Genomic DNA, 25,857 nt, shown 5'->3' on the forward strand with positions numbered 1-25,857 from the left:
TCAGCGTGTCTAAACTAAGCACTGACTCCTTTTTGAATTGATGCACTCAGTAACCGTTTAATATTGAGTTGCGCAACTTCGTAGCCCACATTAGCTGCAAGTCCAAACCAAGCACGTGCCTTTGCATAATTCTTAACCGTGCCAATTCCTGCCAAGTAAAGCTCACCTAATTTATTCTGTGCCGGTAAATGCCCTCGCATCGCGGCAAAACGATAAAGTTTAAAGGCTTGTGATAAATTTTGGCTAACCCCTAGCCCTTTCTCAAACAACCGAGCCAAGTTAAAGGCGGCATAAGGATTACCTTTTTCAAAGGCATGATGGTAGAGATTCATTGCTTTTATATAGGATTGACGCACCACGATTCCTTTCTCGTACATTAACCCTAGGTTATTTTCTGATCGAGTATAGCCTTGAAAAGCGCCACTTTCATATAAATTAAATGCCGTTTCTAAGTCCCCAGAAGCTTCATATAAACTGGCTTTCTTAAAAATAGCATACAGATAATGTGCATCTGCTAGCGCAGTTAAACTGTCTTGAGGAAACCCTTTATCAATCTCTAACTTTTGTTTCCGGATTTTTTTAGGAACCGTTTCATCCTTTAACCACTGTTGTAATTCAGCCAGGTCTGGTCGTTTTTCAGGTACTTTTTGGGTCATCCAGATAATGAGCTGTCGCCAGAAGATGGATAATCGATTTATTTTGCTCGGTGAGTGATTAGCATGGGCGTAAAGTTGGTCAAATAGATGGGTCGTTTTTTTAAGTCGATAGATGTGTTTTCCGGTCAGCATAAAATATAAACAACAACCGAGCTGATAAATATCACTAGCATCAATAACTTGGCCATTTAATCTTTCTGGCGCCGTATAAGCTTGATCGCCGACTAAAAGCTCCGTCTCAAACGAAACTAAAGATGGCATTGCTGACTTCCAGTTAGTTAAATAATAATGATCCTTGCCAACAATAATATTCTCAGGACGAATATTACTATGAACAAAGCCAACAGAGTGCACCTGTGCTAGGATAGAAATCATATTCGCTAAAAAAGTTTTGGCTTCTTCAGTTGATAGACCTTTAGATTTTTTAACTTTTTTTGCTAATGTTTGCTTGCCAACATAATCAAAAAACTTTAAATAACATCCCTTTTGCTTACGTATTTCATTAAATCTCGGAAAATCTTCATGAAATTGATTCAAGTAATGCATTAAATCTTTTTCACGTTGCAACTCAAAATGATTATGAATATCCGTCACAACTCTGACCGATTGTTTTCGATACTGACCCTCATGTAACTGGATCACTTTATAAACGAAAACAGATCCTTCTTCGTTTATCAACTGAACATCAGACAAATCGGGCTGCTGGTTCAACAATTCAGTTATTGCTTCTGTTTGTGACATATCTGATCACCAATGCATTTTGTATTAAACACTACAACTTTAGGAGTTCTCGCCAAAAACGTCAACCAAAATGAACATTAATAACAAGAACCCTCCCTGATTATTGATCTTGGAAGTCAATATTTAAATCATCAATATTGTTATCCGTAAAATCATTATCTTGAATGAATACTTCAGTAATTGTGCCACCGTCAACATCATTACCGTTTGAATCAATCGTTAATAATGTATCATCCGATTCGCCATCCCCATCAGCATCCACTAACGATAGGTTGAGATAATTAGACAATGTATCTTCTGTTGCTTCGGAACTAATTACATCACTAATATCTAACACATCTTCATCAGCATCAAAGCCTGATATATAGGTTTGATTACTAATCGATTCATCTTCCGCATAATCATTATCAATGGCAAATATATCTGCATCATCTGTTCCCTGTAAGAAATTATCATCCACTATCGTGGTTTCAACTTCTCCGGTTTCACTGTTAGTGACACTGACTTCTGCATGAATATTACCCAACTCTTCTTCAGAGAGCTCTCGCCCTGAAGCTGTCGTGATTTTTACATCATCCGTAATTTCACCATCAGTTATTGTAAGTTGATAATTGCCATTATCATCAGCTGTTTGGGCTTCATCATTCACCATTAGCTGTGAATCTTCTGGTAAACCAGTTACTGTCACTGTATCAGATAAGTCTCCAGAAATATTGAATCCATATCCCTCCAAGATTTCAGAAGAAACCATGGCAGCTGAAACATCTCCAATGGCATCGTGGCTTCCTAGGAAATAAATACCATCAGCATTTTTGATGTCATAATCTCCTTGGTCGTAATCTTCTTTACTAATTGGAAGAACCACAACATTATTGCCATGTTTGTCGAATTTAATCTCACAATTTGTTGGAGTGTGACTTGTGAAGATCAAGACATTGTTTCCACCTTCACCCATATCAATTTCAGCTTTATTGGTATTTCCGGTTACAACAACCACTTTGTCTGATGCGTCATCACCAAAATCAATATCTGCATTATTGATATTTTTAAAGATCAAATTATCTGCTTGATGATTCTCACCATTTTGAGCAGCAAGTGCTTCTTCATAAGTTGATGTCTCATGACGATTTGCATTGCGACCCCCATCTGACTCATAATCGATTAATACTTCTTCATTGCTCATGACAGGAAGAATATCCATTGCCAGAACCGATGCAGGATCAATAAATTCTGCAGTCGCTGTCGACGTTCCTAATACCGCATCTGAACTTGGACTAGAAATACTGCCACTAAAGGCTTCAACCCCCTCAACCAAATTATCTGCTGCTGGGGTAATTTCAATTGTTGCCGTATCCGATCCAGATAACGATATTGATCTACCAGAACTCACAAAGTCATTAATATCAGATTGGCTATGTAAAGTAACCGAACCAGATGAATCTGTAATCACAATAGAAGCGATATCAACTGCCTCAATGGCTGAACCTGCTGTAGACCCAAGGGTAAACTGTACGCTACTCGTGCTTCCATTATCGGCACTACGGCTGATTTCAAACATGACACTATCTGATTGACCTGAATGGTTACCATTGCCATTATGTCCGTCACGGTCATCACGGTCATCACGGTCATCACGGTCATCGTCAATTGATGGTTCAACTGCAGATGGATCGGTTGCTGAAATATTAATTTCAATTAACGGAGCACTAATTGTTGTACTAACGCTAGATGCATCTGGATTAACAATTAAGTTTTCAAATCCACCACCCACTGGGTTACTGATGCTCACAGCATACACTTCATCGCCTTCTACAATCGCGTCATCAACTGCTGCTACTGTGAATGAATTGGTAGTTTCACCCGGAGCGAAACTAACTTGTGTTGTATTAGTAGTGATATCACCAGTTTCGGCTGAGGTGAAACTGTAGGTCACATCAACCGTCATGTCAGATACCGGTGCGTTATCAAGTGTAACTGTGTAAGAGGCAATTTCACCTTCTGTTACAGAAGTATCACCTGTTAGGCTCACTGTGGTGGTGTTCAAGGTGTCTGCTACATTGGCTGTCGCATTCGCTGTACTGTAGTCGACCGCTTCGAAGTTGCCGCCCACGAGTCCTGTTACTGTCGCACTCACTTGGCTGGCGTCTGTGTAGACGTCTTCTCCATTGGTGTTGGCTACCGTTAAGGTTCCTGTGGTTTGTCCTGCAGGAATCAAGATGTCGCCTTGGTCGGTGCTTACCGTTACATCTGTTTGACCAGCATTGCTCAAGGTCGCTGTAAAGGTGACGCTTGCATCGCCTTCGTTGATGTCATTGGTGCTCAACGTGACTGTGGTGGTAGATAAAGCTGTTTGAGAGCCGCTAGACGCAGCAGAGTTTCTCTGCTGATCAACGCCAGTATCACGGTTATTATTTATTTCACCCGCAAATGTTGTTGTATCAAAACCACTTGTGACTTCCCCTTCAGCACCAGAACCACCAAGAGCACTAGCAGCCTGCAAGCTTGAGCTTGTAGGTTCCTGCTCACCTGCTGCAGTTTCATCTAACTCATCAAGGTTACCAGCCAAAACAGCTTTAATAGCTTCCTGTACTGACTCACTAGTCGACTGTCCTTCTTCTTCACTTCCATCATCAACCAATTCTTGACTCAACGCGGCCTGAGAGCTTCGTCCAAGGGTAAATATTTGACCATTTGAAAGTTCGATTAACAAAGAACCATCTGAACCCGTTTGAACAATTTGGCCAGGAGCAACACTCATTCCTTCAACCAGCGCTACAATTTCTCCAGATGACTCCTTAATAAAGACCTCGCCTTCTACAGTAATGACTTTACCAATTGATACTTCATTTTTTTGCTCGGCCATGGCTTCCACCTCAATTAAGAATTTTTGTATATAATAATTAGATATCCTCTAATTTTAAGGAAAGCAACAATAGAATGATATTGACCTTAGGGTCATAATTTGCTGTTTTTTTGTGTTAAAGAATGGCGCCCGATGTAACAAATTGAGATTACTAGACTTTTAAAATACAATTCTATATACTTTAATTAAGAATTAATAAAAGGGGGAACAAATTATGAATACAATTGGTCCTGCACTTGCATCCGCTTCTCAAGCGCTATTTACTCAAGCAAATGGTTTAAGTGATACGCTTTCAAAAGCGCCAAAACTGACAGAAAGCACAACAGCGGTTTCCTCTTCAGCTCAAAATACGACTGTAACATTATCTGATCAGTCAAAAATTGATGCCTCAAGCTATAATGGCTTAAAAGCTTATCAAACGGTTAATGAAAGAAACTCAGTTGAAAACCCAAGCGTTGAACGTAATGAGTCGAGCCAAACGCAGCAAGCGGAAAGAACCCAAGGTGAAACGCACCAGACAGCTCAATACGCTAACCAATTACAAATGCAAGCTAATTACCTTAGTGCTCAAAAGGCTGAAATTTAATCCTTCTAACGCTCACTAGCCTGTTAATTAATTAACAGGCTTTCATAGTTTCTTCATACTTAATTAACATCCTCAACACTCTTTCAAGTCTAATCCATTGAAGATTAACAGACGGACTTTTATACTAAACTCAAGTTAAGTGAGATCACTTTCCTTTTTGATTTTAAGTTGTTATTCCTTCATTTTCACTTAATTCAAATTAATCAGAAAAGAATTCAAATTGGCCTCCTCAGCTCTTTGAATTCACTCCTCAAAAGATAAGCGTAATGAATTCATTTACATTACGCTTTTTTTTTATCTAAAATGAATGGAAATTGAATTTAGAGTTGCAATGAATGGAAAATAAACGGATATATAGACATGGTCATGGCTTTGACGAGCAACACAAAAAAAACCAAGCTTTGTTCTCAAAATTAATGGAACACCATCATGAAATTTTCCGAGAGACTGAGTTACTTGAAATGGGTATCCGCCCTAAAACGACTAGTCCAAACCCCCATATAGCTTCCATTCTACAAGAACATGTTTCTGGCATGGAAAAACGCTTTGCCATGGGACGTGCTATTCGATCATGGGACCCTCTTTTTGCAGCTTTATTTGAATATCGTGACAATATTTTATTAGAGTACTACTCAATTCAGAACGGTGTAGAAGCAAAATTAACCACAAATGACCCCAAAATTTTAGAGATTCTTCATTGCCACAATGAAACGATTCACGGTTTCATTCAAGAAGGTGCTAATGCGGGAAAACGACAGAGTCCAAAACCAGAGTGGCTTGAATAAGCTAAAACTGCCTATAAAATTAAATTGAAATGGCGTTTGAAACTTAAACATTAACAAAGGAATAAAACCATGATTACAATGTGCCCTCATTGCGGTGGACTTAATCGTGTTGGCGATGAAAACCTAACAAAATCTCCTACTTGTGGAAAATGTAAAGCTGGTTTATTTACAGGAACTCCTGTCGAAATGACAGGTGAACAGTTTATGCGCGCCCTACAAAAAACCGACCAGCCTCTAGTTGTCGATTTTTGGGCAAGTTGGTGTGGACCCTGCAAAATGTTTGCGCCAACTTTTGCACAAGCCGCACCACAAATAGAGCCCAAAGCTCGACTCATCAAAATTAATACCGAAACGGAACAGCAGTTGGCCGCGCAATTTAATATCCGCTCAATTCCTACATTAGCCATTTTTAAACAAGGCCACGAAATTGACAGAATTTCAGGCGCCCTGAACTTGTCAGACTTCATAACTTGGGTAAATGGTAAAATTTAGGTCATAAATTTGTAAATCTCTACTTATGGCTTTGATAGGTTTCAGAAACTGGGTCAAATATTTTTTTACTCTATAAAATGAATTAAACTTTCATATATTGATACTAACTGCGTAGGATTATAATGCCACTTTCTGAACCCCTTCAATATCGCCAAAAAATTCTCATTGCAGATAGCGATGAAGACTCTCGATCAACGCTTAAAAATATTTTACAAAAGCAACACTTTCAGGTTCTAGAAGCCAACAATGGAAAAGAGGCTTTAAAACAATTTTCACAACAATCACCGAACTTGATCATTCTAGACGCCTTTTTACCCGAAATGGATGGGTATTCAACAACCAAAGCCATTCGACGACTTGAACGAATCACCACAGCGCCCATCTTCATCATTACTGACAAAGACAGTCATCATAGTGCAGAGAATGCTTACCAATGCGGCGCAACAGATGTGATTTCCAAACCCATTAATTGGCTATGGCTAATGAGACGAATTCAACAAGCTTTAAAAGTCAGCCATATTGAAGACCAATTACGAATCAGCCAATCCCAGCTGGAATATGCACAACGTCTTGCACGATTAGGCTATTGGGAATGGAATGCTAAGTCCAATAGGATTATCGCTTCAGACTCTGCATTTGAGTTGTTTGATGTGCCCAGGCAAGAAACGCTAACTCTAAATCAGTTTTTTCGGAACATCATACCCAAAGATCTACCTATGGTTCTTGGCGCAATTGAAGATGCTAAACCCGAACTGAAAACCCTTCAAATTAGTTTTCGCGTTTTTAATCATAATAATCAGTTGACTTACATTGATTGTCTTGGCGAAGCCAGTTTTGATTCAAAAGGCCAAATAACTAAAATTACCGGATCTGTTCAGGATATTTCTAGGCTACATCGAGCAGAAAACTTAATTGATTATCAAGCAAGCCATGACAAACTGACTGACTTAGCAAATCGATCTCATTTTAATCTACACCTCACCGACTTTTTTGAACAAACCAATGCCGATAAAAATACAATCAGTGCCATTATCATTCTCGACATTGATCGTTTTAAGAAGATTAACGACCATTTAGGTCAGGAAGATGGTGATGCGTTGCTTAGAACAGTTGCCAACCGGCTAAAAACGGTTACTAGAGAAGATGACTTTGTCGCTCGATTGGGAAGTGATGAGTTTGCCATTCTAATCAAAAGTGCAAAATCAACCCAAGAGCTTAACTTATCACTAAACCGGATCTTTAAAGAAATATCGAGTGTCATATCCATCCAAGATCAAGAAATCTATATTACCTTTTCGATGGGTGTCAGCCTCCTTAGACAGGATGGGAACAGTGCCAGTGAACTGATTGCCCATGCCAATATTGCCCGCAACGAGGCCAAGAAAGCTGGCGGAAATCAGTTTATGTTTTATCAATCTGACATGAATGCCGAATCAAAAGCGCAAGTCTTATTGGAAAATGATTTACAGAAAGCGCTTTCAAACCATGAAATCGAAGTCTTTTTTCAACCCAAAATTGATGCTCAAACACTTCAACCCAGTGGAGCAGAAGCGCTTGTTAGATGGCGACATCCTGTACATGGCATGATCATGCCCTATAAATTCATTCCCATTGCAGAAAGTAATGGACTGATTATTCAAATTGGGCAATTTGTACTTGAGCAAGCCATCGAACAAACAGAAAAATGGCACAAAATGGGTTTTTCAGACTTACAAATGAGTGTTAACTTATCGAGTCGACAATTTTCAAACCCAACCTTGACAGAGGACATAACTAACTTATTACTCAATTCTTCATTAGAAGCAAAAGACTTGGATCTAGAAATTACAGAAAGTCTAGCCATGAAACGAGCAGATGAAAATATTCGCATCCTTAAAAACCTAAAAAAAATTGGGGTTTCACTTTCTATTGATGACTTCGGTACGGGCTACTCTTCGCTTGCCTATTTACAAAGTTTTCCTATTGACACCATTAAAATTGATCGCTCCTTTATTAAAAATATGGAAACCACTGAAGGACAGGCCATTGTAAACACGATTCTGGCAATGGCAGAAAGCCTTAACTTAAATGTAGTTGCGGAAGGTATTGAGAAAAAGTTTCATGTCGACTTCTTTCAAAAAAGACGATGCCAGACCTTTCAAGGTTTTAAATTTGGAAAGCCCATGCCAGCGGATGAATTCACTGAGTTTTTAATGCCTTTTATGCGTTAGAGGAACAAGCCAATACTCAAATTTTAAGAAATAGGAAATTAAGGTATAATCCTTAGCGCTGATAATAATTTAGTCATTAAGATGCAAAATAACCCCTAAACCTCCACTAACTAACGTAGAGAGTATTTATGCACTATCAAGTAACCGACCAAGAAAAACACCTCGCAAAAAACCCTCATCATATTTTCAATATCAATGTCATTGTCACACACTTAGCCATTTCACAAGCGGCTTTAGAAATGGGACACGGAAATCCTTATTACTTTATTTTGGTACCCCTCATCTCTTCAATGGTCATCGCCTATCTTTATTTTCATCGAAAAGCGGTCGCTGAAAGGGACAGTTGGTTTGTAAGCGCGCACTGGACACTGGCTTGGCGAAGAGGTCGTAACCTGTTAATTTCTTATCTGATTGCAATTGTTGTTATTGGTGTTTCAGGAATCTTAGGCGATATCGTCGGTGGTGGCATGATGATGAATGACTTTTCAGAAAGCGACTCCTCAACCTCCATTATCGAGAAAATTGGCACCTTCTTTGGCGCACTTGTGGTTTTTTTCACCGTCCTTTATAACTTCCTACAAACTGGAATCTCCGTTTATGACGCTGGTAAAGGGATTATCGATAACAAAATCGAACAGTTCTGCCCTAGAGATACAAATAGCAATGCAGAATTAGACGAACCCCCTGCCAAACAGGAACATACATCTTCATGACACCTTCAGCCCCAAACTCGACTAAAAAAGGCACTTCCCCTTTTTTTATTGCACTGTTTATTGCTGTGGGACTTACAGCGATTCTGATGTTTATGCCGCCCAGTCCAATAGACCTTCCTGAAACGGCATTGCCCTGGAAAAGTCAGTACAATGCTCAAAATCAACTGGAAGCACTAGGCTTGACTATCAATAAAAGTACCGCCTTGGATGCCAAAGCATATTTTGGAAATGATATTGAAGTCAAAATTTTTTCACAAAAGGATGAATCCCAAAAAAGCGCCGAAATTTATTTTGGCAATGTGACCTTTAGCAATATTCGAGGCACTGTTGCCTTGGGTATTGCGGTTGATCCTGAAAAACTTGAGCAGATTTATGACAGGGGAATCAAAACAACGGTGACAGCCTTAGGAAACCGAGAAGTGACGCCTCAAACAGCGGATGCTAATGAACTGATGAACCAACCCATACGCTTGATCACCTTGATTCCCAAGAAACAGTTAACCGAAAGAGCCATCAAAATGCGTTTTGGCGACCCTCAACGCATTGAAACCCAATCAGATGGCCTTGATCACTGGTTTTATCCAGAAAAAGGGCTTGAAATCTTACTTGATCACGAAGGACCAGAGGCTCTACAGTACAGCCCAAAGATTCAATAAATCTCTCTAAGAATTATTGTTTAAGGGTATTGGCTCTTTGCCAGTGCCCACTTTTACCACCCTTCTTTTCTAATAGCTGTAAATCATGAATGACCATCGCTTTATCAACCGCTTTACACATATCATACAGTGTCAACGCAGCCGTTGAAGCCGCCGTCAAAGCTTCCATTTCCACGCCAGTTTGGCCGACCAGCTTACAAATCGCAGTAATTTCAATCGTGTTATTGTCAACATTGGGCAACAATTCAACCTTAACGGAAGTGAGCATCAGCGGGTGACACATTGGAATTAAATCTGGCGTGCGTTTTGCAGCCATAATGCCGGCAATGCGCGCTGTCGCCAGAACGTCGCCCTTTTTATGCTTGCCATCCAGAATCATTTGCAAGGTGGCTGGTTGCATTGAAATGACGGCCATGGCTCTCGCTTCACGATGAGTATGAGATTTATCACTGACATCAACCATCCGCGCCTGACCCTTCTCATCTAGATGGGTCAATGTTTGTTGTTTGTTATTTTCCATAGTATCACCCATTAGATCATGTCATTAAACGGATAAAATGCGAGCAGATCGCCTTTTCTAACCACTGAGTCTTCCGGAATCACCGCCAACCCTTCCGCCCAAACCGTTGACGTTAAAACGCCCGATCCTTGATGCGAAAATAACGCTAATCGAGTTTGTTTGGCATCTGAGTCATTCACCCGTTTAACACGAACAAATTCCCTTCTAAAGTTTGGCTTTGTCCAATCAAAGTCTGTCGGCAACCAATAGGGCTGCAAGCAGTAGTTCTCCATCCCCTGCATTTTAAGCAGAAAAGGTCGCGCAAATAAATAAAACACTGAGAAGGCAGAGACGGGGTTGCCTGGCAACCCAATAAATGGCTTTTCATTAATTTTGCCAAAGGCAAGCGGCTTACCTGGCTTCATTTTCACTTGCCACATGGTTAGGGACCCTAATGCCTCAACCGCGGCTTTAACATGATCTTCTTCACCCACAGAAACGCCACCCGTGGTCATCACCACATCTGCCTGTTTTTCTGCCTCTTTAAGGGCGGCCAAGGTCGCTTCATAATCATCTTCTACACGCCCCATATCCATTAACTCAAAGCCGAGCTGCGGAATTGCACCCGAGAGCACATAACGATTCGAATTAAATATCTTTCCTGGCTCAGGCGTTTCCCCCGGTTCTAGTAACTCATCTCCCGTTGAAAAAATCGCAATTTTCAACGGACGATAGACTTCAACTGCTTTAACACCTATGGAACTGATATAGCCTAAGTCTTGCGCTCTTAATCGGTGACCCTTTGCCAAGATCTCATCTCCTTTGGCAATGTCTTCTCCCATACGGCGAATATTTTGCCCAGGCCTGGCCATTTCAGCGTCAATTTTGACCTTATCCCCTAAGGTTTCTGTTTGTTCCTGCATAATAACGGCATTGGCCGACTCAGGAATAGGCGCTCCGGTAAATATGCGTGCCACGGTGCCAATTTTTAATGGCGAAGGCATACTTCCCGCGGGGATGCGTTGACTGACTTCAAACACCTCTTCATGCGTTAAATCCATTACATCAATAGCATAGCCATCCATTTGACTATTATCATAAGGCGGCACATTAACCGATGACACAACGGGCGCAGCCAATATTCGGCCTTGAGCTTGCGCACAGCTAACCTTTTCAGTATGCGGGGTAATCGTGGCTTGTTCTAATAAAAAGGATAAGGCTTCATCAAATGACTTCATAATAACTCTCTAAACACGGTTAATGGGTTAATATTGTTCAAGGGTTTTTCGGCAACCACTTGGCTTCGGCTTCCTTGTCCGATATGCGCGCATCAACCCATTTTTCTTCACCATCTGGTAAAGTTTCTTTCTTCCAAAAGGGCGCATTGGTCTTTAAATAATCCATAATAAAATGTGCCGCTTCAAAAGCCGCTTCACGATGACGTGACGCCACCGCAACCAATACAATTTGGTCACAGGGTTGCATTTGTCCGATACGGTGAATGATCAAACTACTCTGTAGAGGCCAGCGCTCATGCGCTTGCAAACGAATTGATTCTAACGCCTTTTCGGTCATTCCCGGATAATGTTCTAATTCCAAAGCACAAATGTCTTCGCCTTCATTAATATCACGCACCGTGCCGACAAAAGCCACTACCGCGCCAATATCTTTATGGCCTTCACGCAACCCTTTAACTTCCGTTGTCAGATCGAAATCGTCTGCTTGTACCTTGATAAACGGAAAATCCGCCATTAACTAGCCCCCTGTCACCGGTGGGAAAAACGCTACTTCGTCTCCCGCATTTAATTGGGTTGAACGATCGGCAATAGTTTGATTCACGGCTATCTGTAAATTAGGGTTGGCACTCAATGCATGCTGCCAAGCATCGCCGCGCGTTGCTAAATCATCCAACAAACAAGAAACCGTCTTATAAGAAGCCAAAGGCAATTGTTCTTGGCTTTGTCCTAATGCTTCCCGAAAACTTGCAAAATACAAAATATCTAACATTTTCTTCTCTCCAAAACTAACAGACTTGATACATCCAAGCTTATCCGCCCAATGACACCATTTGACGAAATTCAATATTATGAACATTCTCTTTAAAAAAATGTCTTTCCGGTTTTTTTAACATGGCATCAATAATCAGCTGTTGCAAGCCATCATCCGAGATACCTTGTCGTAAGGGTTGACGTAAATCCACTGAATCCTCTTGACCCAAACATAAAGCTAATACCCCTCTCGCCGTTAATCTCACCCGATTACAGCTCTCACAAAAATGTTGTGAAACCGCCGATATCACACCAATTTTGGCGTCTGTACCGGCAATTTGAAAGTTTTTCGATGGGCCATCATGAGACTTGCCTGTTGCAGGAATTAGATTCGTTCCACAGTGCGCTCGAACACGCGCTAAAATTTTTTCCATCGGATAATGCTGATCCATCATGCTCATCCCTGCTGGCCCAATGGGCATGGTTTCAATAAACCGAACTTCAACCCCTTTTTCAATGCCATAATCCACCATGGCTTCGATTTCATCGTCATTGGTACCTTGCATCACCACCATATTAAATTTGATTGGATTAAGGCCCGTTTCCAGCGCAGCGTCCACACCCTGCAACACTTTTTTTAAATCGCCACCACGGGTGATTTGATTAAACTTATGTGGTTGTAAAGAATCAATCGAAATATTGGCTCGATGAAGACCCGCCTGCTTTAACGGTTGAGCATGTTTAGCCAAATGATGCGCATTGGTTGACAGAGCGATTTCTTGCAAGCCATCCAAAGGACTAATGGACCCAACAAAGTCGGTTAATCCTTTTCTAACTAAAGGCTCACCCCCCGTAATCCGAACCTTTGTTACCCCGAGAGCGACAAACGCTTCAACAATTCGCGCCAACTCATCGAAGTCTAAATACTCCGTATGACGCCCTTCGGGATGCACGCCTTGTTCAGGCATACAGTAACCGCACCGATAATTACAGCGGTCTGTCACAGAAACTCTTAAATAGTTAATGGTTCGATTAAAGGGATCGATCAAAGGCATAAAGCGTTATCTCTTTTTGAATATAACGCTATTTTACAAACTTTTTGATCTGTCTCAATGCTATTTGAAACAGACATTTTAATGGGGTCATTAAAATAAATATTAGAGAACCCTAATACTTGTAATTCCAATCAGAATTTAGCGGTGCGAATTTAGTAAAGCTTGCTTCAATCGATGACTTAAACCGCAGAGATGACGCTTGCTGAGACGGGTCATATCCAAATTCGGCAATTGTTGTGCCCAATCCAAAGCCGGTTGCTGAATCTGGTCATCCCCGTGACCATAAAAACTGGCATTAAGCCTGGTTACTAGCAGACGCGCTGCTTCGCTCTTGCCATACCGTTGTTCATACCAAGCTAACCAAGCCCCCAAACTGAAATCACTGAAATCACTGAAAGCGAATTCAACTCTATTCTGACGGGAACTTTCGTTTAAAAACCCCCAGGCCTGGTTCGTTTGGGTCCACTGTTGAATCGCCCCCCAGGTTGCCTGCGCATCAGGCGCCAATTGCAATTGGCGGATTAAATGCCATTTTAAATAGACCGCGCGAGCTAACTGCCAGACCAACATCAGCCCAACCAAAACCAACCCAGCCCAAAGACCCTTGAGCAACCAAATAATCCAATTGGGTACTGATATCACCCAAGGTGGGTCCATAAGCTGATTCATCAATTTACCGGTTTTAACGTCGAAGTAAGTCACCCTTAATGGTGGCAAACTCACCCACCCATATTGATTCACCCGAAAAGGCTGTTCTACAGTCATTTTTGAACGCAACCCATCCAGCGTCATTTCAGTACTGTCCTGTTTCGAAGGAGTTATCCACTCCACGTCGGTATCTGAGGTGAGCATTTCAGATACGTCGGGAAAGTCGTCTAGCTGCAAATCCTGTCCGAGCCACTGCCAGCGCCAGTTTTGTAAAGCACCCTTTTCAATCAGATGCATCGGCATTTTTGCTGTTAAATGAAACTCGCCAACGGGAATATTTCTAGGAATAAAGCTTGGCAGGGGTTGCACCTTGATTTGACTGGGAGGGGCGATAAAAAGCCATCGTTGCTGTGTTGAATTTTGAACCCATAATCTCGGCGAACCAATGGAGTAGCTACCTGAACGGGTTAATTGTAAGCCACTGGTGAAACGCCACTGATGACCAAAAGCCCCTTGGCGACCATCTTCTTTAGCAGTCCCAAGCCACTGATAGGTCTCACCTGAATCGGTTACCAACTCGGTAGTCACCGAAAAATCAGCGTTCTCCGCAAATAACTTTGCCCGCCAATAAATGACCTGATTTTGATAAGCCATTGGATAAACAGGTGGCTGCCAGACCACTTCGACATCTGGATTTTCAGATACATCAATTGTGGGGGGATTGAACTGTATTTGACCTAACGGAATGGGCTGTAATGTGATCTTCCCCGCTTGATAAGGATAAAGCTTGACCCGCAACCGATCCTCATCACCAGTCACCCGCTCAATATAAAAGGATTGCTTTAATTCCGTCAAATCTGACTTTACAAAGTGCTGGGCAATATTTTTACCCTCTAGCACCCAAGTCACAGCCTGACCCAACATCACCTGCTGTGGCGACATTCGACCTGAATTGGCATTGACGGATACACTCAGCAACAGTCCCGTTAACAACAGTGCTTTGCTTAACCATCTCACTACCATGGTTCCACTCCAGGTAAAGGGTGCGCTTGCGTTTGCGTCGCTTGAAAGCCTTCCTCACGTTCAAACAAATGTTTTAACAGTTGCCGCTGATTGTCCTGTATAGCACTTAATTGTTTTTCAAATTGTTCAATGCGATGTCTTCGTTGTTGCTGATCCAATATCGCATTGGCTGTGCTATTTAATCGCAGTGATTCTGCTGTGTTTAAGGTAAAATCCATTTGCTCTGGCGCTTCCGGCAACACAAACTCCTTACCATCCTTATCCCCCTCGGGAGCATCTCCAGAAGCCCCCTCGCCAGCTTCTGGATCCGGTCTTTGCCCACCATAAAAAGCGCCTTCATTATCACGGCTACTTTCACCCCGCCCTTGGCCTTCACCCGTTTCTTCATTCTGTTGTTGGCCTGACTCACGCTGACGCGCCTTTTCAGCCAAGGCTAAATTATGCTTGGCTTTAAGATAATTGGGGTCATACAATAATGCTTGTTGATAAGACTCAATCGCCTGCGCGAATAATCCCGCTTGGTAAAAGCTGTTGCCTAAATTCAATAGGGCATAAGCGCGCTGCTGTTCGCTTAGCGCCTCGACGGCCGCCTGTTGAAAGTACACCACTGAGGATTCGTAATCTTTTTTGCGATAAGCTGCAGCCCCCGCACCCATGGTACCATTGAAGTGAGGCAATTTTTGATACCCTTGCTCCGCCTCGTCATAATGATGTGCTTGCAAGGCCTGATAGGCCTGCTGCTCCTTTTCAACCACTGTCTCGGCGACCCACTGTGCAAAAGCGGGTTCACTCGTCCCGAGTCCCAAACTGAAAACCCCCACCAACAGTAATAGTGTCAATTGCGAGTGGTTCTTTCTTTGCCAAATAACGATTGGATAAAAAGCCCATAATAAGGCGAAAAATGCCAAGGCAATAAAGGGCTTGCTATGGTCTTTCCACACAGGCTGCGTTGACAGCTCGGTTCTGGGTTGCGCTTGCGCACTTACATCGGCTAACAGCGTTTCTAGAAAACTTAATGAGTCACTGGCTTTAAAATATTGGCCTTGCCAACGGTTTGCTAACTGCTCAAGTGTCGCTTGTTGCAATTGCGTCATGATTTTCTTGCCATTCCGATGCAAGGCGCCAGTTGGATGTTCTTGACTGGGAATCACCGCTGGCGTTGTTTTTCCGACCCCAATCAACCGCACCTTACCGATCAAGGGTTCACTCAATACTGTTGTCAGCGACTGTCCATCAATTGAATCAGGTAAAGACCCCCCATCACTAAACAGCAGTAAAATTTGCGTTTGACCCGCCGTTTGCTGTAGATGAGTGAACCCAAATTGAATGGCCGCCTCGGTCTGAGACCCCAGTGTCGGCAACATTCCCGGACGAACGAGATTCAAATAATATTGAAATAAATCCCGATCATAGCTCAATGGAGAAACTAAATGCGGCTTACCAGCATAGATCATTAAACCAACCCGGTCATTTTGCTCTAAACGATTAACAAGCGATTCAATCAACGCCTTCGCATGTAAAAACCGGCTGGGTGCAACGTCCTGTGCCATCATTGAACGGGAAGCATCAATCGCCACCAAAATATCTACCCCCGACCGACTGGTTTGCTCTGGGGATGGCACCAAAGTTCTCGGTCCAGCTAATGCAATGACCAAGCCTATCCAAGCCAGTGCCAGGAACAAGCGTGGCTGCCATAAACTGGCCCAAAAACGCCCAGGCCTGGTTATTTTTAGCGCATTTTGACTGGCCAATTTTGAAATCTGAACCCAGGGTAACAAATGGCTTTGCGCATATTGATGGGTGCGACGCCGACGCCATAGCATGACCAATGCCCCCCAAAATAGTGGAGCAAGTAACAGCCACAATAACTCAGGTTGACGCCACTGCCAGGCTAAAACCGAATCCATCACGTCGTCTCCCGCTGCACATTGCTCGCCAACCATTGCATCCCAATAAAATACAACACAAACAAACCCATGCCCAGCATTAATAATTCTTTTACAAACGACCGTAATTGAAATTTTGGCGTGGTCACCTCGATCTCAACCCCTTCGGTCTGATCAATCTGCTGCAATACCGTCTGTAAATCATCTTTGCCACCGACACGATAATAACGTCCATCCGTTTGATCGGCGATGGACTGTAATGGACTGGCGTCAAGCGTTTGATAAATCAGTCCGCTATAGGTTCTTTGGTCTGCCGATGCATCTTCTGCACCGACGCCTATGGTATAAATCGGCACATTGAGTCCTTGAGCATAATTCACTGCTTCACTGAGTGGTAAGCGACTATTAGCATTGAGTCCATCTGAAATTAAAACCACCACTCTATTGCGAGTCGTTTCAGTAGCCTGTTCGGTTTGTTGAAGTGCCAAACCAAGCGCTTCGCCCGTCGCTTCATCAGTTCGACCAGCTAAATAAGGCATCAATCGTTTTAACATTAATCGTGCGGTGGTGCCGTCGGCCGTTAAAGGCATTAGGGTATATGCCGATTCCGCATACAAAATCAGACTAAATCGATTCCCTTTCATTCCGGCTATAAAGCTATCTAATACCGACTTGATGGCATCCAACCTAGAAGCCGGTTCAGCTGACACCTGATAATCTTCCAAACCCATACTGACTGAGGTTTCAACCACAAACACAATATCTCTCACCGTTTTCGTTTGCGGTTCTGGCGGCAACTCAATTTTGTATACCGGCTCGGCTAACGCCAAAATGATCACCGTCAATAACAACCAACGTAATGCGTGTAACAACCATCGACTCCAAGCGCGTTTGGTCGCCGGAGGTGTCTGAAAAGACAAGTGGTTAATTAGGGAGTGGCGAAATACCAACGCACGAGCTTGAGACGTTTGCTGCCAATCGGTCTGAGCGGGTCGAAATCGATGCCATAACGACAATCCCACTAACAGCATCCAGCCCCAAAACCAGTCAGGGGAGACGAAAATCACCTGATCCCAATGCTTAACCAGTTCCATTAATGCGGATAGGTCATTCATTTGAAAGACCTTTATTCAAACCGATAAAACTGACAAACTGATTGAATCCTTGTCTTAAAACACTTGTCAATCTGGGACGATTGGCTGACAAAGCGAAACGAAATGCTTGCATAAAATCTATGAGCGTTTCACGTGAAACCTGTGGTTTTGAAAAGCAAGCCTGGTTAATTTTGACGGCCAATGCATCTGTCTCTGCAGCTGAAATCAACTGATGACGTTGCGCCATCGCAAATACCGAATAAATTCGATAACTGATTCGTCGAATCTCAACCGTTTCATCCAAAGCCTTTAACCGTCGACCATAATGGCGAAGCTGTAGTTGCAACCGAATTCTGAACCAATAATGAGTGAGTGCCCAAAAAACGATGATCAGACCCAATATGATTAATATTGCTATTCCAGCCCACTGCAACAATCCAATCCAGTCAATTCCCGGTGCCATGGGCAGCTCAATATCCATTAATTGATTCTCATCCATACTGGCCAGCTCTGAATTATCCGCCATAAGAAGCCTCTGCCATTAAACGCAAATTAAATTGCGATAAACTTTCTGTGGTGGAAAGCGTCACCACCCAAACCCCGGTATTGGCTAAATTCTGTTGTTTTTCAGCATAATACTTTTCTGCCCAGACTTGATACGCCTGTTGCTGTTGGGCTGTCAGACTATCAAATTTAACGCCACCATTGAGTGATTGCAGAGCAATCCCGGATAAGGCAGGCAATTTCTTTTCCACCGGATCGTAGATAATAACGGCCTTGACCATCACTTTTGACTGCAAAGCCGCTAATAGCTGTAATGCCCGCTGCGTTAAATCCTGGAAATCACTGATGATTAACAACCGGTCACCCGCTTTAAGTCGATGTTGGCAATCCAATAGCTCATCTTCTAATTGCGGTAAGTCCTTATCCTCAATAGGTGGACAAGGCACAGAGGCAAACGCCATAAACTGAGCATAGGTTGACTGCCCCTCAAATATGGCTGAGGTTCGAACCGTGTCACCCAGCGCAATGGCCGCCAAGGGTAAATGAGCTTGAGCAGCCTGCCATGCAAAAAAACCTGCGACACGCATTGCTTGTGTCACCTTTAATTGGGATTGGGTGCCAAATCGCATTGAGGCACGTTGATCCAAAATTACCGTCCAGCTCTCTTGGCGTTCTTCTTGAAACAACTTGGTATAGGCTTGACCGGTACGCGCCATTAAACGCCAATTCAAGCGACGAACTTCATCTCCAGGTTGGTAACGGCGGCTTTCTTCATATTCCATGCCGGACCCCAAATAACGACTGGCTTGCTCACCTTGCTTTTGTGCTTCACTGGCTTTGGGGTTTGTAATAGGTCGAGATGCGACAGCGGCAATTTCATCGGCCAATTGATGAATCGCCTGCTCTGATAAAATTGGCAAATTCACTGGATCTGCGAAAGCGGCATCGGCGGTGTTTGCAACCCTTTTTTTCAGCCATTGGGTCAACTTCATAAACTAATCAGCCGCTTTTAACTTGACCACTTCATCGCCAGAAAAAGGCACTGGCACCAACTCCATAATCTTGTTAATCACCTTGGTTTCAGTCCATTGTTTTGCGCGACCTGAAAAACTGACCCGAATTCGATGCCGTAATACATCGGGTAACAAGGCAAGCACATCATCCGGCGTCACATAATCCCGCCCCATTAACCACGCTTTGGCACTAGCAGCATGTAATAGCGACAGTGAAGCTCTTGGCGAAGCGCCAATTTCCAACACATTGGCCAAACGTTCATCTAATTCTGCTAAGCGACGTGTGGCACCCGTTAAGGCCACAATATACTGCTCAACCGCTTCTGATACATATTGTTCCGAAATTTGATGTCGTGCTTCCAACACGGCTTTTGGCGTAATCAACGCCTCCCAACTGGTCACATCCTCGCCAAAATGACGTGCTCGATCTCGACGTAGAATGGTCAATTCTTCTGCTTCAGATGGGTAATCCAACTCCACATGTAACATAAATCGATCCAATTGAGCTTCTGGCAAGGGATAGGTGCCACTTTGCTCTAACGGGTTTTGGGTTGCCATGACGATAAATAAATCAGGCAATCCTCGGGTCACCCCCCCTGCAGTCACTTGCTTTTCAGCCATGGCTTCTAGCAAAGCCGATTGCACTTTCGGTGGTGCACGATTAATTTCATCCGCTAAAACGATCTCATGAAAGATGGGACCTTTAACAAAGGTCAGTCGCCCTGTCTGCGTTTCGAGTATATCCGAACCCGTGACATCGCCTGGCATCAAATCTGGGGTAAACTGAATCCGTTGAAAACTGGCCTTTACCCCTTCAGAAAGAGTTTTTACGGCGGTTGTTTTAGCCAGGCCTGGTGGTCCTTCCAGCAATAAATGCCCCCCAGTAAGCAGCGCAATAATCATTCGATCTAATAAGGCTTCCTGACCAACAATCACCTGTTGCAAGTGCGACTTGAGCTGTTGAAATTTTTCGTGCGCAACCATGACGTCTCCATTTTCTATGGGTCAAAATAGGGTATCTGAACCTATTTAAAATGATGCTAATATAACACTTAACCTTTTTCTTATATAATTAATAAATTATTTAATGTCATATAAAGGGTTAATCCTGTCGATGTAATTTGACACGTGTTTGCCAACTGCTTCGACCATTTGGCTGTCTTGATTCAGATGACACTTTGACTACTGGTCTTTGCAAAATTAAATTGTTTGGATAGGCTACAGATTGACCCTTTTCATCTTGTAAGATGACTTGAAACAAATTAATTTCGGTAATGGTACCTTTCATTTTCGTGGCTCCATCGACAATTTCAATGGTATCGCCAATGCGCGCTGGAAAAGAAAAAAATACAATCACCCCTGCGGTAATATTACTCAAGATGGACCACTGAGCAACAAGAGCGACACCAATCACGGCCAACGCAGATGAGGCAAAAACCAGCAAGCCTTTATAATCAATACCCCACACCATCATCATCAACACGATCAGTGTTAGAAATAACACCAGGTGAAAATAGCGTGTGATATTCTTAACCCGAATCTCTGGCACCTTCTTGGTAATGCCAAGGCGTCTGAGCAGCTTAGTGAGACTCCATTTCGTCAAAAGATACCCAACCAGCAATATTGCGGTTAATACAAATTGAAAATAATAGCTTTCCATAAATTGAACCTCGATTGAAAATCCTTAAAGACGCTTGGTTAATTAAACACCTAAAACCGCTTCTTTAAAAGAACCGCGTACAAAATATCAGCGCCATCTTCCAAACAGAGTTATGGCATTGACTTTAACCCGATTATGTTAATATTACTCACCTTATATATTTTCAAATACAATGGGATTTTTCATGTCGGCAACCCCGTCTTCTACACCACAAATCAAATTAACCGAATATAGCCACGGTGCAGGATGCGGTTGCAAAATTTCACCAGAATTACTCGACAATATCCTCAAAACGCAATTAGCGCTTTCCTCCTTTCCCAATCTATTGGTTGGGAATAATACCAAGGATGATGCAGCAGCCTACGACCTAGGAAATGGGACTTCCGTATTAAGTACCACTGATTTTTTTATGCCCATTGTGGATGACCCTTTTACCTTTGGTCAAATTGCTGCCACCAATGCTATCAGTGATATTTACGCCATGGGCGGCAAACCACTCATGGCCATTGCCATCTTGGGCTGGCCGATTGATACCTTATCTGCCGACATTGCCCAACAGGTCATTGACGGCGGCCGAGCCACCTGCGAAGCGGCCGGCATTCCATTGGCGGGTGGGCACTCTATTGATGCGCCAGAACCGATATTTGGGCTGGCCGTCACTGGTTTAGTGGAAAATCAACATCTTAAGCGCAATGCATCTGCCGAAGCTGACTGTACGTTATTTCTCACAAAACCCCTTGGAATAGGCATTTTAACCACCGCCCAAAAACAAAAAAAACTCCAACTCGATCATCTGAATACCGCCATAGAAGCCATGACCATCCTCAATACGGTTGGGCATGAGTTTGCCAAACTCGAAGGGGTCACCGCTTTAACCGATATCACTGGCTTTGGTTTGCTCGGGCATTTAATAGAACTCTGTGAAGGCAGTGACATTACGGCTGAAATTGATTATGACAAATTGCCGATTCTACCCCATGTCCCTCATTATTTAGCACAAGGGTGTACGCCTGGTGGAAGCGAGCGAAACTTTGCGAGTTATGGTCATAAGGTCGCGCCACTGAATAACGACACCCAAAAAATGATTTTATGTGACCCTCAAACGTCTGGCGGCTTACTGGCAGCGGTTCGTAATGATGCGTTAGAACCCTTTTTAAACTGCGCCTCAGCGAATGGCTTCCATTTAGAACCGATCGGCCGCACCCGTTCTAAATCAACACATGCATACTGCGTTGAGGTTATTTAATGCAGATCACCGCTTTTGACGACAATTTACCGCAAGATAATAATTTCAAATCAATCATATTGAATCAAACCCCATTAATCGATGTGCGTGCACCCATTGAATTTCAACAAGGTGCCTTCGAAACCGCCACCAACCTTCCGTTAATGAATGATGCAGAACGTCAGCAAGTGGGACTGTGTTATAAACAACAAGGGCACAATCAAGCCGTTCATCTCGGCCACCAATTACTCACGCCCACGCTCAGAGACGAAAGGATTTCATCTTGGCAACTTTTTATGGAAGCCAATCCCCGTGCACTTTTGTATTGTTTCCGGGGCGGGATGCGCTCAAAGATAGCGCAACAATGGTTAAAAGATCGAGGCTATGACATTACTCGCCTTAAAGGTGGCTATAAGGCTTTTCGACGTTATCTCATTGACCAATTAGAGCATGTGGCTCTACAACTCAACACCAATGCTCATACCAATCAATCCCTATCTTCTACCATTATTTCTGGACGAACAGGAGCTGGAAAAACCCTGGTCATTGCACAACTCAATAATGCGATTGATTTAGAAGGCCTAGCCCATCATCGGGGCTCAGCATTTGGTGGCTACCCAACCCCGCAACCAACACAAATTAACTTTGAAAATCAACTGGCCATGGCTTTGATCCGTCAACTTGAACAGGGTGTCCACAACTTGGTCTTTGAGGATGAATCCGCTCATATCGGCTCGGTTAATATCCCGATGCCACTCCACAACGCGATAAAGAAAGGCAACTATGTAGAACTAGAAACGCCGCTTGAACAACGGTTACAGATTACTCTCCAAGAATATGTGATATCTGCTCAACCGCAATATACAACTCTGTCATCATGGCAACAGTTTATGCAAGCGGCCATTAATCGAATACGTAAACGCTTAGGTGGCGAACGCCATCATCGAGTCGCAACCCAATTTCAACAAGCTTGTGATCATCAACAAAAGACGGGCAAAACCGACCAACACCTCGCTTGGATTAGCACCTTATTGGTTGAATACTATGACCCCATGTACGACTATCAAAAACAAAAAACACCCAAGACTCAGTGTTTTAAAGGGAATTTAGCCGAAGTGACTCAATATCTAAAAGCGCTGGGAACCGCTTAGGGTATTACATCAATTCAACTCGATCTCGACCATTATTTTTGGCGAGATATAACGCTTCATCAGCTCGTTTTAACAAGGCATTTACCGGCTCATGTTGCACGTAGGCCGTGATACCAATACTCATTGATACCTGACCGACCTTTGAAAACTCATAACCGCGAACTTTGGTTCGGAGTTTCTCAGCTAACCGTGCCATTCCTATCGCATCAACCCCCCTGACCAGCAAAAGAAATTCTTCCCCACCCCAGCGCCCAATGATATCTGTCGATCGTATGGTCTTGCTTAGCAATTTAGCAACGCAAATTAAACAGTCATCGCCAACATCGTGACCAAATTGATCATTAATCGCTTTAAAACGATCGACATCAAGCATCATCACGCCGAATTCGCTTGGTTCACGATCTAGTATTTTAATTTCTGTTTCAATCGCCTCCGTCATATAACGGCGATTCCATAAATTAGTCAGAGGATCCTTCATGGCCAAATCATTTAAGGTCTGTTGCAATTTTACCTGGTCAGTGACATCTTTCCCCGTTGATACATAATATTCGATCTCTCCATCTCGGTTAAAAATTGGGCTAATGGTCATCTCTTCACAATAGGTTGTGCCATCTTTACATCGATTCACCAATCGATGCCGATAAATCTTACCCGCTGAAATGGTTTGCCACATTTCAGCAATAATATTAGAATCTCGTTGCTCTGATTTTAAAATCGCCGGATTTTTTCCCAATAATTCTGCTTCGGTATAACCTGTTTTGTCCAGCAATGCCTGATTAACAAAGATTAATTTTCCTGCCTTATCGGTAATTTTGATTAAATCGGCGGTTTGATGGATCACCTGTGCAAAGAGTTGTAATTTTTCCTCGGCTTCAACCGTCCGAGTGACATCAACAATTTTACCCAATAAATGGGAGACTTGACCTGAGGTATCACGTTCAAAGGTAATGCGAATATCTACCCAAACATAGGTTTCATCGGCTTTTTTTAATCGCACCCATTTCGATAGGAAAGCCATATCTGACATTGCAGCATCAGTCACCTGCGCTTCTAATTCACTAAAGTCTTGAGGGTGGATAATATCTGGGTAAGAAATTTGTTGCGCTAAAAGCAATGACGGTGAATAACCGAAATAATTAAAGTTTTCGGTTAAAAATAACACAGGCCAATTTGGTGCATATTTACAATAAAAAACGATGGTCTCACTATCATTAATCAAATTAAGGATTTTTTGATTCATTGACCATCCCATTCATCATGCGCTTAGTTATTAAAAATATATCATAAGCATTTAATCGCAAGATATGTAATTAATTTTCATAGAATTTATTTATCAGAATCAAATTTAATTAACTAAAATCGTTAAGGTTTTTCTGAATCCCGTATAAAACAGCCAGGCCTGGGCATTCTTTGAAAAGAAGTGGATGTTTGGCATGAACCGCTCAAATTAAGCTAAAATAATGCCCATCATTATCGACTCAAAAGAAACTATGCGGCGAATCCCCAACTCATCAAAATCGGCTATATTTATTTTGTTTAAGGCACTGAGTCAGCAGCCTAAGCTGCTTCAACTCAGCTTCTTTTGGTTGCCGATGATTTCCGGTTTTTTGCTGCTCATTGCCGGTGCCGTTTATGGCTATGAAACGCAAATAGCTCGTCCGGCTATGAGCTATATGGGCGTTCCCAAGACCAGCCATAATCTTGAGAACTTAACCCACATTCTCCGTAATGACGGATTTATGTTGGCCTATTCTGAAAAACTCGCCAACCCACTTTGGGTGACCTACCAAGTGACACAAGCCAAACAATCGTTTGGGAAACGACCGCGTTTTCAAACCGACTGGCGTTCTATTCGACGTGTTCAGCACCAAGACTATACAGGTAGTGGCTATAGCCGAGGCCATCATGCTCCCAACTACGTCATTGCCAGTCGTTATGGCCGCAAAGCACAACAGCAAACCTTTTTAATGACCAATATTTCTCCCCAGTTAGTCAAATTCAATGGCAAGATTTGGCAGCGCCTTGAAGAAGTCAGCGCCGACTATTTTTCGAAATGGTATCCTAAGTTTTGGGTAATTACCGGCCCCATTTTTGATGCCAATCCACAATGGATGAAAACCGCCAAAATAGCCATTCCAAAGGCATTTTATAAAATCTTCATTCGGCCAACAGATTCTGGCATAGCGCCTGAAGCTCTTGCCTTTGTTATGCCGCAAAGTGCCCCCGAAGATGGTAATTTGCTAAACTATGTCACCAGTATTGATGAGATCGAATCCTTGACCGGAATTGATTTTTTTTGGCAGCTAGATGATCAGATTGAAAATACGGTAGAGGCCTCACAAAACCACCAGGCCTGGCGACTTTCTGAAGTGGCACAGTTGACTAGCCGCTATTAATTAACGCACTTTG

The 25,857-nt window shown here is 42.8% G+C and carries 24 protein-coding genes; 9 read left to right on the plus strand and 15 right to left on the minus strand.

What is annotated here, in order from left to right; genetic code table 11:
- Nucleotides 1–14: 14 nt before the first annotated feature.
- Both CYQ88_RS01570 and CYQ88_RS01575 read right to left on the minus strand, forming a co-directional pair.
- Nucleotides 15–1,397 carry a Sel1-like repeat-containing protein kinase family protein gene (locus CYQ88_RS01570; protein WP_101839587.1) on the minus strand — a complete coding sequence of 461 codons (1,383 nt, stop codon included), beginning with the start codon at nt 1,395–1,397 and terminating at the stop codon, nt 15–17.
- 100 nt (nt 1,398–1,497) lie between these two features.
- Entirely contained in the window at nt 1,498–4,260 is a 2,763-nt protein-coding gene (locus CYQ88_RS01575) for a retention module-containing protein (protein WP_101839588.1), read from the minus strand.
- A 214-nt stretch (nt 4,261–4,474) separates the two neighbouring features.
- Between CYQ88_RS01575 and CYQ88_RS01580 the strand changes: the two genes are divergently transcribed.
- The 6 genes from CYQ88_RS01580 to CYQ88_RS01605 all read left to right on the plus strand — a co-directional run bounded on the left by CYQ88_RS01580 (nt 4,475) and on the right by CYQ88_RS01605 (nt 9,702).
- Entirely contained in the window at nt 4,475–4,846 is a 372-nt protein-coding gene (locus tag CYQ88_RS01580) for a hypothetical protein (protein ID WP_101839589.1), read from the plus strand.
- Between the two features lie 335 nt (nt 4,847–5,181).
- Nucleotides 5,182–5,631, plus strand: a complete 450-nt coding sequence (locus CYQ88_RS01585) for a hypothetical protein (RefSeq protein ID WP_101839590.1) — start codon at nt 5,182–5,184, stop codon at nt 5,629–5,631.
- Nucleotides 5,632–5,700: 69 nt separating this feature from the next.
- Nucleotides 5,701–6,123 carry a thioredoxin TrxC gene (gene trxC / locus CYQ88_RS01590; protein ID WP_101839591.1) on the plus strand — a complete coding sequence of 141 codons (423 nt, stop codon included), beginning with the start codon at nt 5,701–5,703 and terminating at the stop codon, nt 6,121–6,123.
- 122 nt (nt 6,124–6,245) lie between these two features.
- A complete protein-coding gene (locus CYQ88_RS01595; protein ID WP_101839592.1) occupies nt 6,246–8,333 on the plus strand; it encodes an EAL domain-containing protein in 2,088 nt (695 codons plus the stop codon).
- Between the two features lie 128 nt (nt 8,334–8,461).
- Nucleotides 8,462–9,046 carry a hypothetical protein gene (locus tag CYQ88_RS01600; protein ID WP_101839593.1) on the plus strand — a complete coding sequence of 195 codons (585 nt, stop codon included), beginning with the start codon at nt 8,462–8,464 and terminating at the stop codon, nt 9,044–9,046.
- A complete protein-coding gene (locus CYQ88_RS01605) occupies nt 9,043–9,702 on the plus strand; it encodes a hypothetical protein (RefSeq protein ID WP_101839594.1) in 660 nt (219 codons plus the stop codon). Before CYQ88_RS01600 ends, CYQ88_RS01605 begins: the two co-directional genes overlap by 4 nt.
- Nucleotides 9,703–9,715: 13 nt before the next feature.
- Here CYQ88_RS01605 and moaC read toward each other — a convergent pair whose 3' ends face one another.
- From moaC to CYQ88_RS01665, 12 genes are all read right to left on the minus strand, one after another.
- Entirely contained in the window at nt 9,716–10,222 is a 507-nt protein-coding gene (gene moaC, locus CYQ88_RS01610; protein WP_101839690.1) for a cyclic pyranopterin monophosphate synthase MoaC, read from the minus strand.
- Between the two features lie 11 nt (nt 10,223–10,233).
- Complete coding sequence (gene glp, locus CYQ88_RS01615) at nt 10,234–11,439, minus strand: gephyrin-like molybdotransferase Glp (RefSeq protein ID WP_101839595.1); 1,206 nt, start codon at nt 11,437–11,439, stop codon at nt 10,234–10,236.
- A gap of 37 nt (nt 11,440–11,476) precedes the next feature.
- On the minus strand, nt 11,477–11,953 hold the full coding sequence (gene moaE, locus CYQ88_RS01620) for a molybdopterin synthase catalytic subunit MoaE (protein WP_101839596.1): 477 nt from the start codon (nt 11,951–11,953) through the stop codon (nt 11,477–11,479).
- A 3-nt stretch (nt 11,954–11,956) separates the two neighbouring features.
- The gene (gene moaD / locus CYQ88_RS01625; RefSeq protein ID WP_101839597.1) at nt 11,957–12,208 is read right to left on the minus strand and encodes a molybdopterin converting factor subunit 1; all 252 of its coding nucleotides are present in this window, start codon (nt 12,206–12,208) and stop codon (nt 11,957–11,959) included.
- 40 nt (nt 12,209–12,248) lie between these two features.
- Nucleotides 12,249–13,244, minus strand: a complete 996-nt coding sequence (gene moaA / locus CYQ88_RS01630) for a GTP 3',8-cyclase MoaA (RefSeq protein WP_101839598.1) — start codon at nt 13,242–13,244, stop codon at nt 12,249–12,251.
- A gap of 138 nt (nt 13,245–13,382) precedes the next feature.
- Nucleotides 13,383–14,915, minus strand: a complete 1,533-nt coding sequence (locus CYQ88_RS01635; protein WP_101839599.1) for a BatD family protein — start codon at nt 14,913–14,915, stop codon at nt 13,383–13,385.
- Nucleotides 14,909–16,858 (minus strand): VWA domain-containing protein, encoded by a 1,950-nt coding sequence (locus CYQ88_RS01640; RefSeq protein WP_101839600.1) that lies wholly within the window; start codon nt 16,856–16,858, stop codon nt 14,909–14,911. Before CYQ88_RS01640 ends, CYQ88_RS01635 begins: the two co-directional genes overlap by 7 nt.
- A complete protein-coding gene (locus CYQ88_RS01645) occupies nt 16,822–17,916 on the minus strand; it encodes a VWA domain-containing protein (RefSeq protein WP_101839601.1) in 1,095 nt (364 codons plus the stop codon). The genes CYQ88_RS01640 and CYQ88_RS01645 overlap by 37 nt, the downstream gene beginning before the upstream one ends.
- Nucleotides 17,909–18,421 (minus strand): hypothetical protein, encoded by a 513-nt coding sequence (locus CYQ88_RS01650; protein ID WP_101839602.1) that lies wholly within the window; start codon nt 18,419–18,421, stop codon nt 17,909–17,911. Before CYQ88_RS01650 ends, CYQ88_RS01645 begins: the two co-directional genes overlap by 8 nt.
- Nucleotides 18,411–19,391 (minus strand): DUF58 domain-containing protein, encoded by a 981-nt coding sequence (locus tag CYQ88_RS01655; RefSeq protein WP_101839603.1) that lies wholly within the window; start codon nt 19,389–19,391, stop codon nt 18,411–18,413. The genes CYQ88_RS01650 and CYQ88_RS01655 overlap by 11 nt, the downstream gene beginning before the upstream one ends.
- Before the next feature lie 3 nt (nt 19,392–19,394).
- Complete coding sequence (locus CYQ88_RS01660; protein WP_101839604.1) at nt 19,395–20,396, minus strand: MoxR family ATPase; 1,002 nt, start codon at nt 20,394–20,396, stop codon at nt 19,395–19,397.
- A 118-nt stretch (nt 20,397–20,514) separates the two neighbouring features.
- The gene (locus tag CYQ88_RS01665) at nt 20,515–21,072 is read right to left on the minus strand and encodes a mechanosensitive ion channel family protein (protein ID WP_101839605.1); all 558 of its coding nucleotides are present in this window, start codon (nt 21,070–21,072) and stop codon (nt 20,515–20,517) included.
- A gap of 184 nt (nt 21,073–21,256) precedes the next feature.
- Between CYQ88_RS01665 and selD the strand changes: the two genes are divergently transcribed.
- Nucleotides 21,257–22,318, plus strand: coding sequence for a selenide, water dikinase SelD (gene selD / locus CYQ88_RS01670; RefSeq protein ID WP_101839606.1), 1,062 nt, complete (start codon nt 21,257–21,259; stop codon nt 22,316–22,318).
- Nucleotides 22,318–23,448 (plus strand): tRNA 2-selenouridine(34) synthase MnmH, encoded by a 1,131-nt coding sequence (gene mnmH, locus CYQ88_RS01675; RefSeq protein WP_101839607.1) that lies wholly within the window; start codon nt 22,318–22,320, stop codon nt 23,446–23,448. The genes selD and mnmH overlap by 1 nt, the downstream gene beginning before the upstream one ends.
- Nucleotides 23,449–23,452: 4 nt before the next feature.
- On the opposite strand, the gene CYQ88_RS01680 is transcribed toward mnmH, so the two are convergent.
- The gene (locus CYQ88_RS01680) at nt 23,453–24,688 is read right to left on the minus strand and encodes a sensor domain-containing diguanylate cyclase (protein WP_233188780.1); all 1,236 of its coding nucleotides are present in this window, start codon (nt 24,686–24,688) and stop codon (nt 23,453–23,455) included.
- A 220-nt stretch (nt 24,689–24,908) separates the two neighbouring features.
- Between CYQ88_RS01680 and CYQ88_RS01685 the strand changes: the two genes are divergently transcribed.
- Complete coding sequence (locus CYQ88_RS01685; RefSeq protein WP_233188781.1) at nt 24,909–25,844, plus strand: DNA/RNA non-specific endonuclease; 936 nt, start codon at nt 24,909–24,911, stop codon at nt 25,842–25,844.
- The last annotated feature ends 13 nt before the right edge of the window (nt 25,845–25,857 follow it).

The sequence above is a fragment of the Hydrogenovibrio sp. SC-1 genome, from assembly GCF_002848135.1.
Taxonomy (GTDB): Bacteria; Pseudomonadota; Gammaproteobacteria; order Thiomicrospirales; family Thiomicrospiraceae; genus Hydrogenovibrio.

Excerpts from the sequence above, each read along its gene's own strand:
- CYQ88_RS01570 (WP_101839587.1), bottom strand. The coding sequence starts at position 1,397 with ATGTCACAAACAGAAGCAATAACTGAATTGTTGAACCAGCAGCCCGAT.
- CYQ88_RS01575 (WP_101839588.1), bottom strand. The coding sequence starts at position 4,260 with ATGGCCGAGCAAAAAAATGAAGTATCAATTGGTAAAGTCATTACTGTA.
- CYQ88_RS01580 (WP_101839589.1), top strand. The coding sequence starts at position 4,475 with ATGAATACAATTGGTCCTGCACTTGCATCCGCTTCTCAAGCGCTATTT.
- CYQ88_RS01585 (WP_101839590.1), top strand. The coding sequence starts at position 5,182 with ATGGAAAATAAACGGATATATAGACATGGTCATGGCTTTGACGAGCAA.
- trxC (WP_101839591.1), top strand. The coding sequence starts at position 5,701 with ATGATTACAATGTGCCCTCATTGCGGTGGACTTAATCGTGTTGGCGAT.
- CYQ88_RS01595 (WP_101839592.1), top strand. The coding sequence starts at position 6,246 with ATGCCACTTTCTGAACCCCTTCAATATCGCCAAAAAATTCTCATTGCA.
- CYQ88_RS01600 (WP_101839593.1), top strand. The coding sequence starts at position 8,462 with ATGCACTATCAAGTAACCGACCAAGAAAAACACCTCGCAAAAAACCCT.
- CYQ88_RS01605 (WP_101839594.1), top strand. The coding sequence starts at position 9,043 with ATGACACCTTCAGCCCCAAACTCGACTAAAAAAGGCACTTCCCCTTTT.
- moaC (WP_101839690.1), bottom strand. The coding sequence starts at position 10,222 with ATGGAAAATAACAAACAACAAACATTGACCCATCTAGATGAGAAGGGT.
- glp (WP_101839595.1), bottom strand. The coding sequence starts at position 11,439 with ATGAAGTCATTTGATGAAGCCTTATCCTTTTTATTAGAACAAGCCACG.
- moaE (WP_101839596.1), bottom strand. The coding sequence starts at position 11,953 with ATGGCGGATTTTCCGTTTATCAAGGTACAAGCAGACGATTTCGATCTG.
- moaD (WP_101839597.1), bottom strand. The coding sequence starts at position 12,208 with ATGTTAGATATTTTGTATTTTGCAAGTTTTCGGGAAGCATTAGGACAA.
- moaA (WP_101839598.1), bottom strand. The coding sequence starts at position 13,244 with ATGCCTTTGATCGATCCCTTTAATCGAACCATTAACTATTTAAGAGTT.
- CYQ88_RS01635 (WP_101839599.1), bottom strand. The coding sequence starts at position 14,915 with ATGGTAGTGAGATGGTTAAGCAAAGCACTGTTGTTAACGGGACTGTTG.
- CYQ88_RS01640 (WP_101839600.1), bottom strand. The coding sequence starts at position 16,858 with ATGGTTGGCGAGCAATGTGCAGCGGGAGACGACGTGATGGATTCGGTT.
- CYQ88_RS01645 (WP_101839601.1), bottom strand. The coding sequence starts at position 17,916 with ATGAATGACCTATCCGCATTAATGGAACTGGTTAAGCATTGGGATCAG.
- CYQ88_RS01650 (WP_101839602.1), bottom strand. The coding sequence starts at position 18,421 with ATGGCGGATAATTCAGAGCTGGCCAGTATGGATGAGAATCAATTAATG.
- CYQ88_RS01655 (WP_101839603.1), bottom strand. The coding sequence starts at position 19,391 with ATGAAGTTGACCCAATGGCTGAAAAAAAGGGTTGCAAACACCGCCGAT.
- CYQ88_RS01660 (WP_101839604.1), bottom strand. The coding sequence starts at position 20,396 with ATGGTTGCGCACGAAAAATTTCAACAGCTCAAGTCGCACTTGCAACAG.
- CYQ88_RS01665 (WP_101839605.1), bottom strand. The coding sequence starts at position 21,072 with ATGGAAAGCTATTATTTTCAATTTGTATTAACCGCAATATTGCTGGTT.
- selD (WP_101839606.1), top strand. The coding sequence starts at position 21,257 with ATGTCGGCAACCCCGTCTTCTACACCACAAATCAAATTAACCGAATAT.
- mnmH (WP_101839607.1), top strand. The coding sequence starts at position 22,318 with ATGCAGATCACCGCTTTTGACGACAATTTACCGCAAGATAATAATTTC.
- CYQ88_RS01680 (WP_233188780.1), bottom strand. The coding sequence starts at position 24,688 with ATGAATCAAAAAATCCTTAATTTGATTAATGATAGTGAGACCATCGTT.
- CYQ88_RS01685 (WP_233188781.1), top strand. The coding sequence starts at position 24,909 with ATGCCCATCATTATCGACTCAAAAGAAACTATGCGGCGAATCCCCAAC.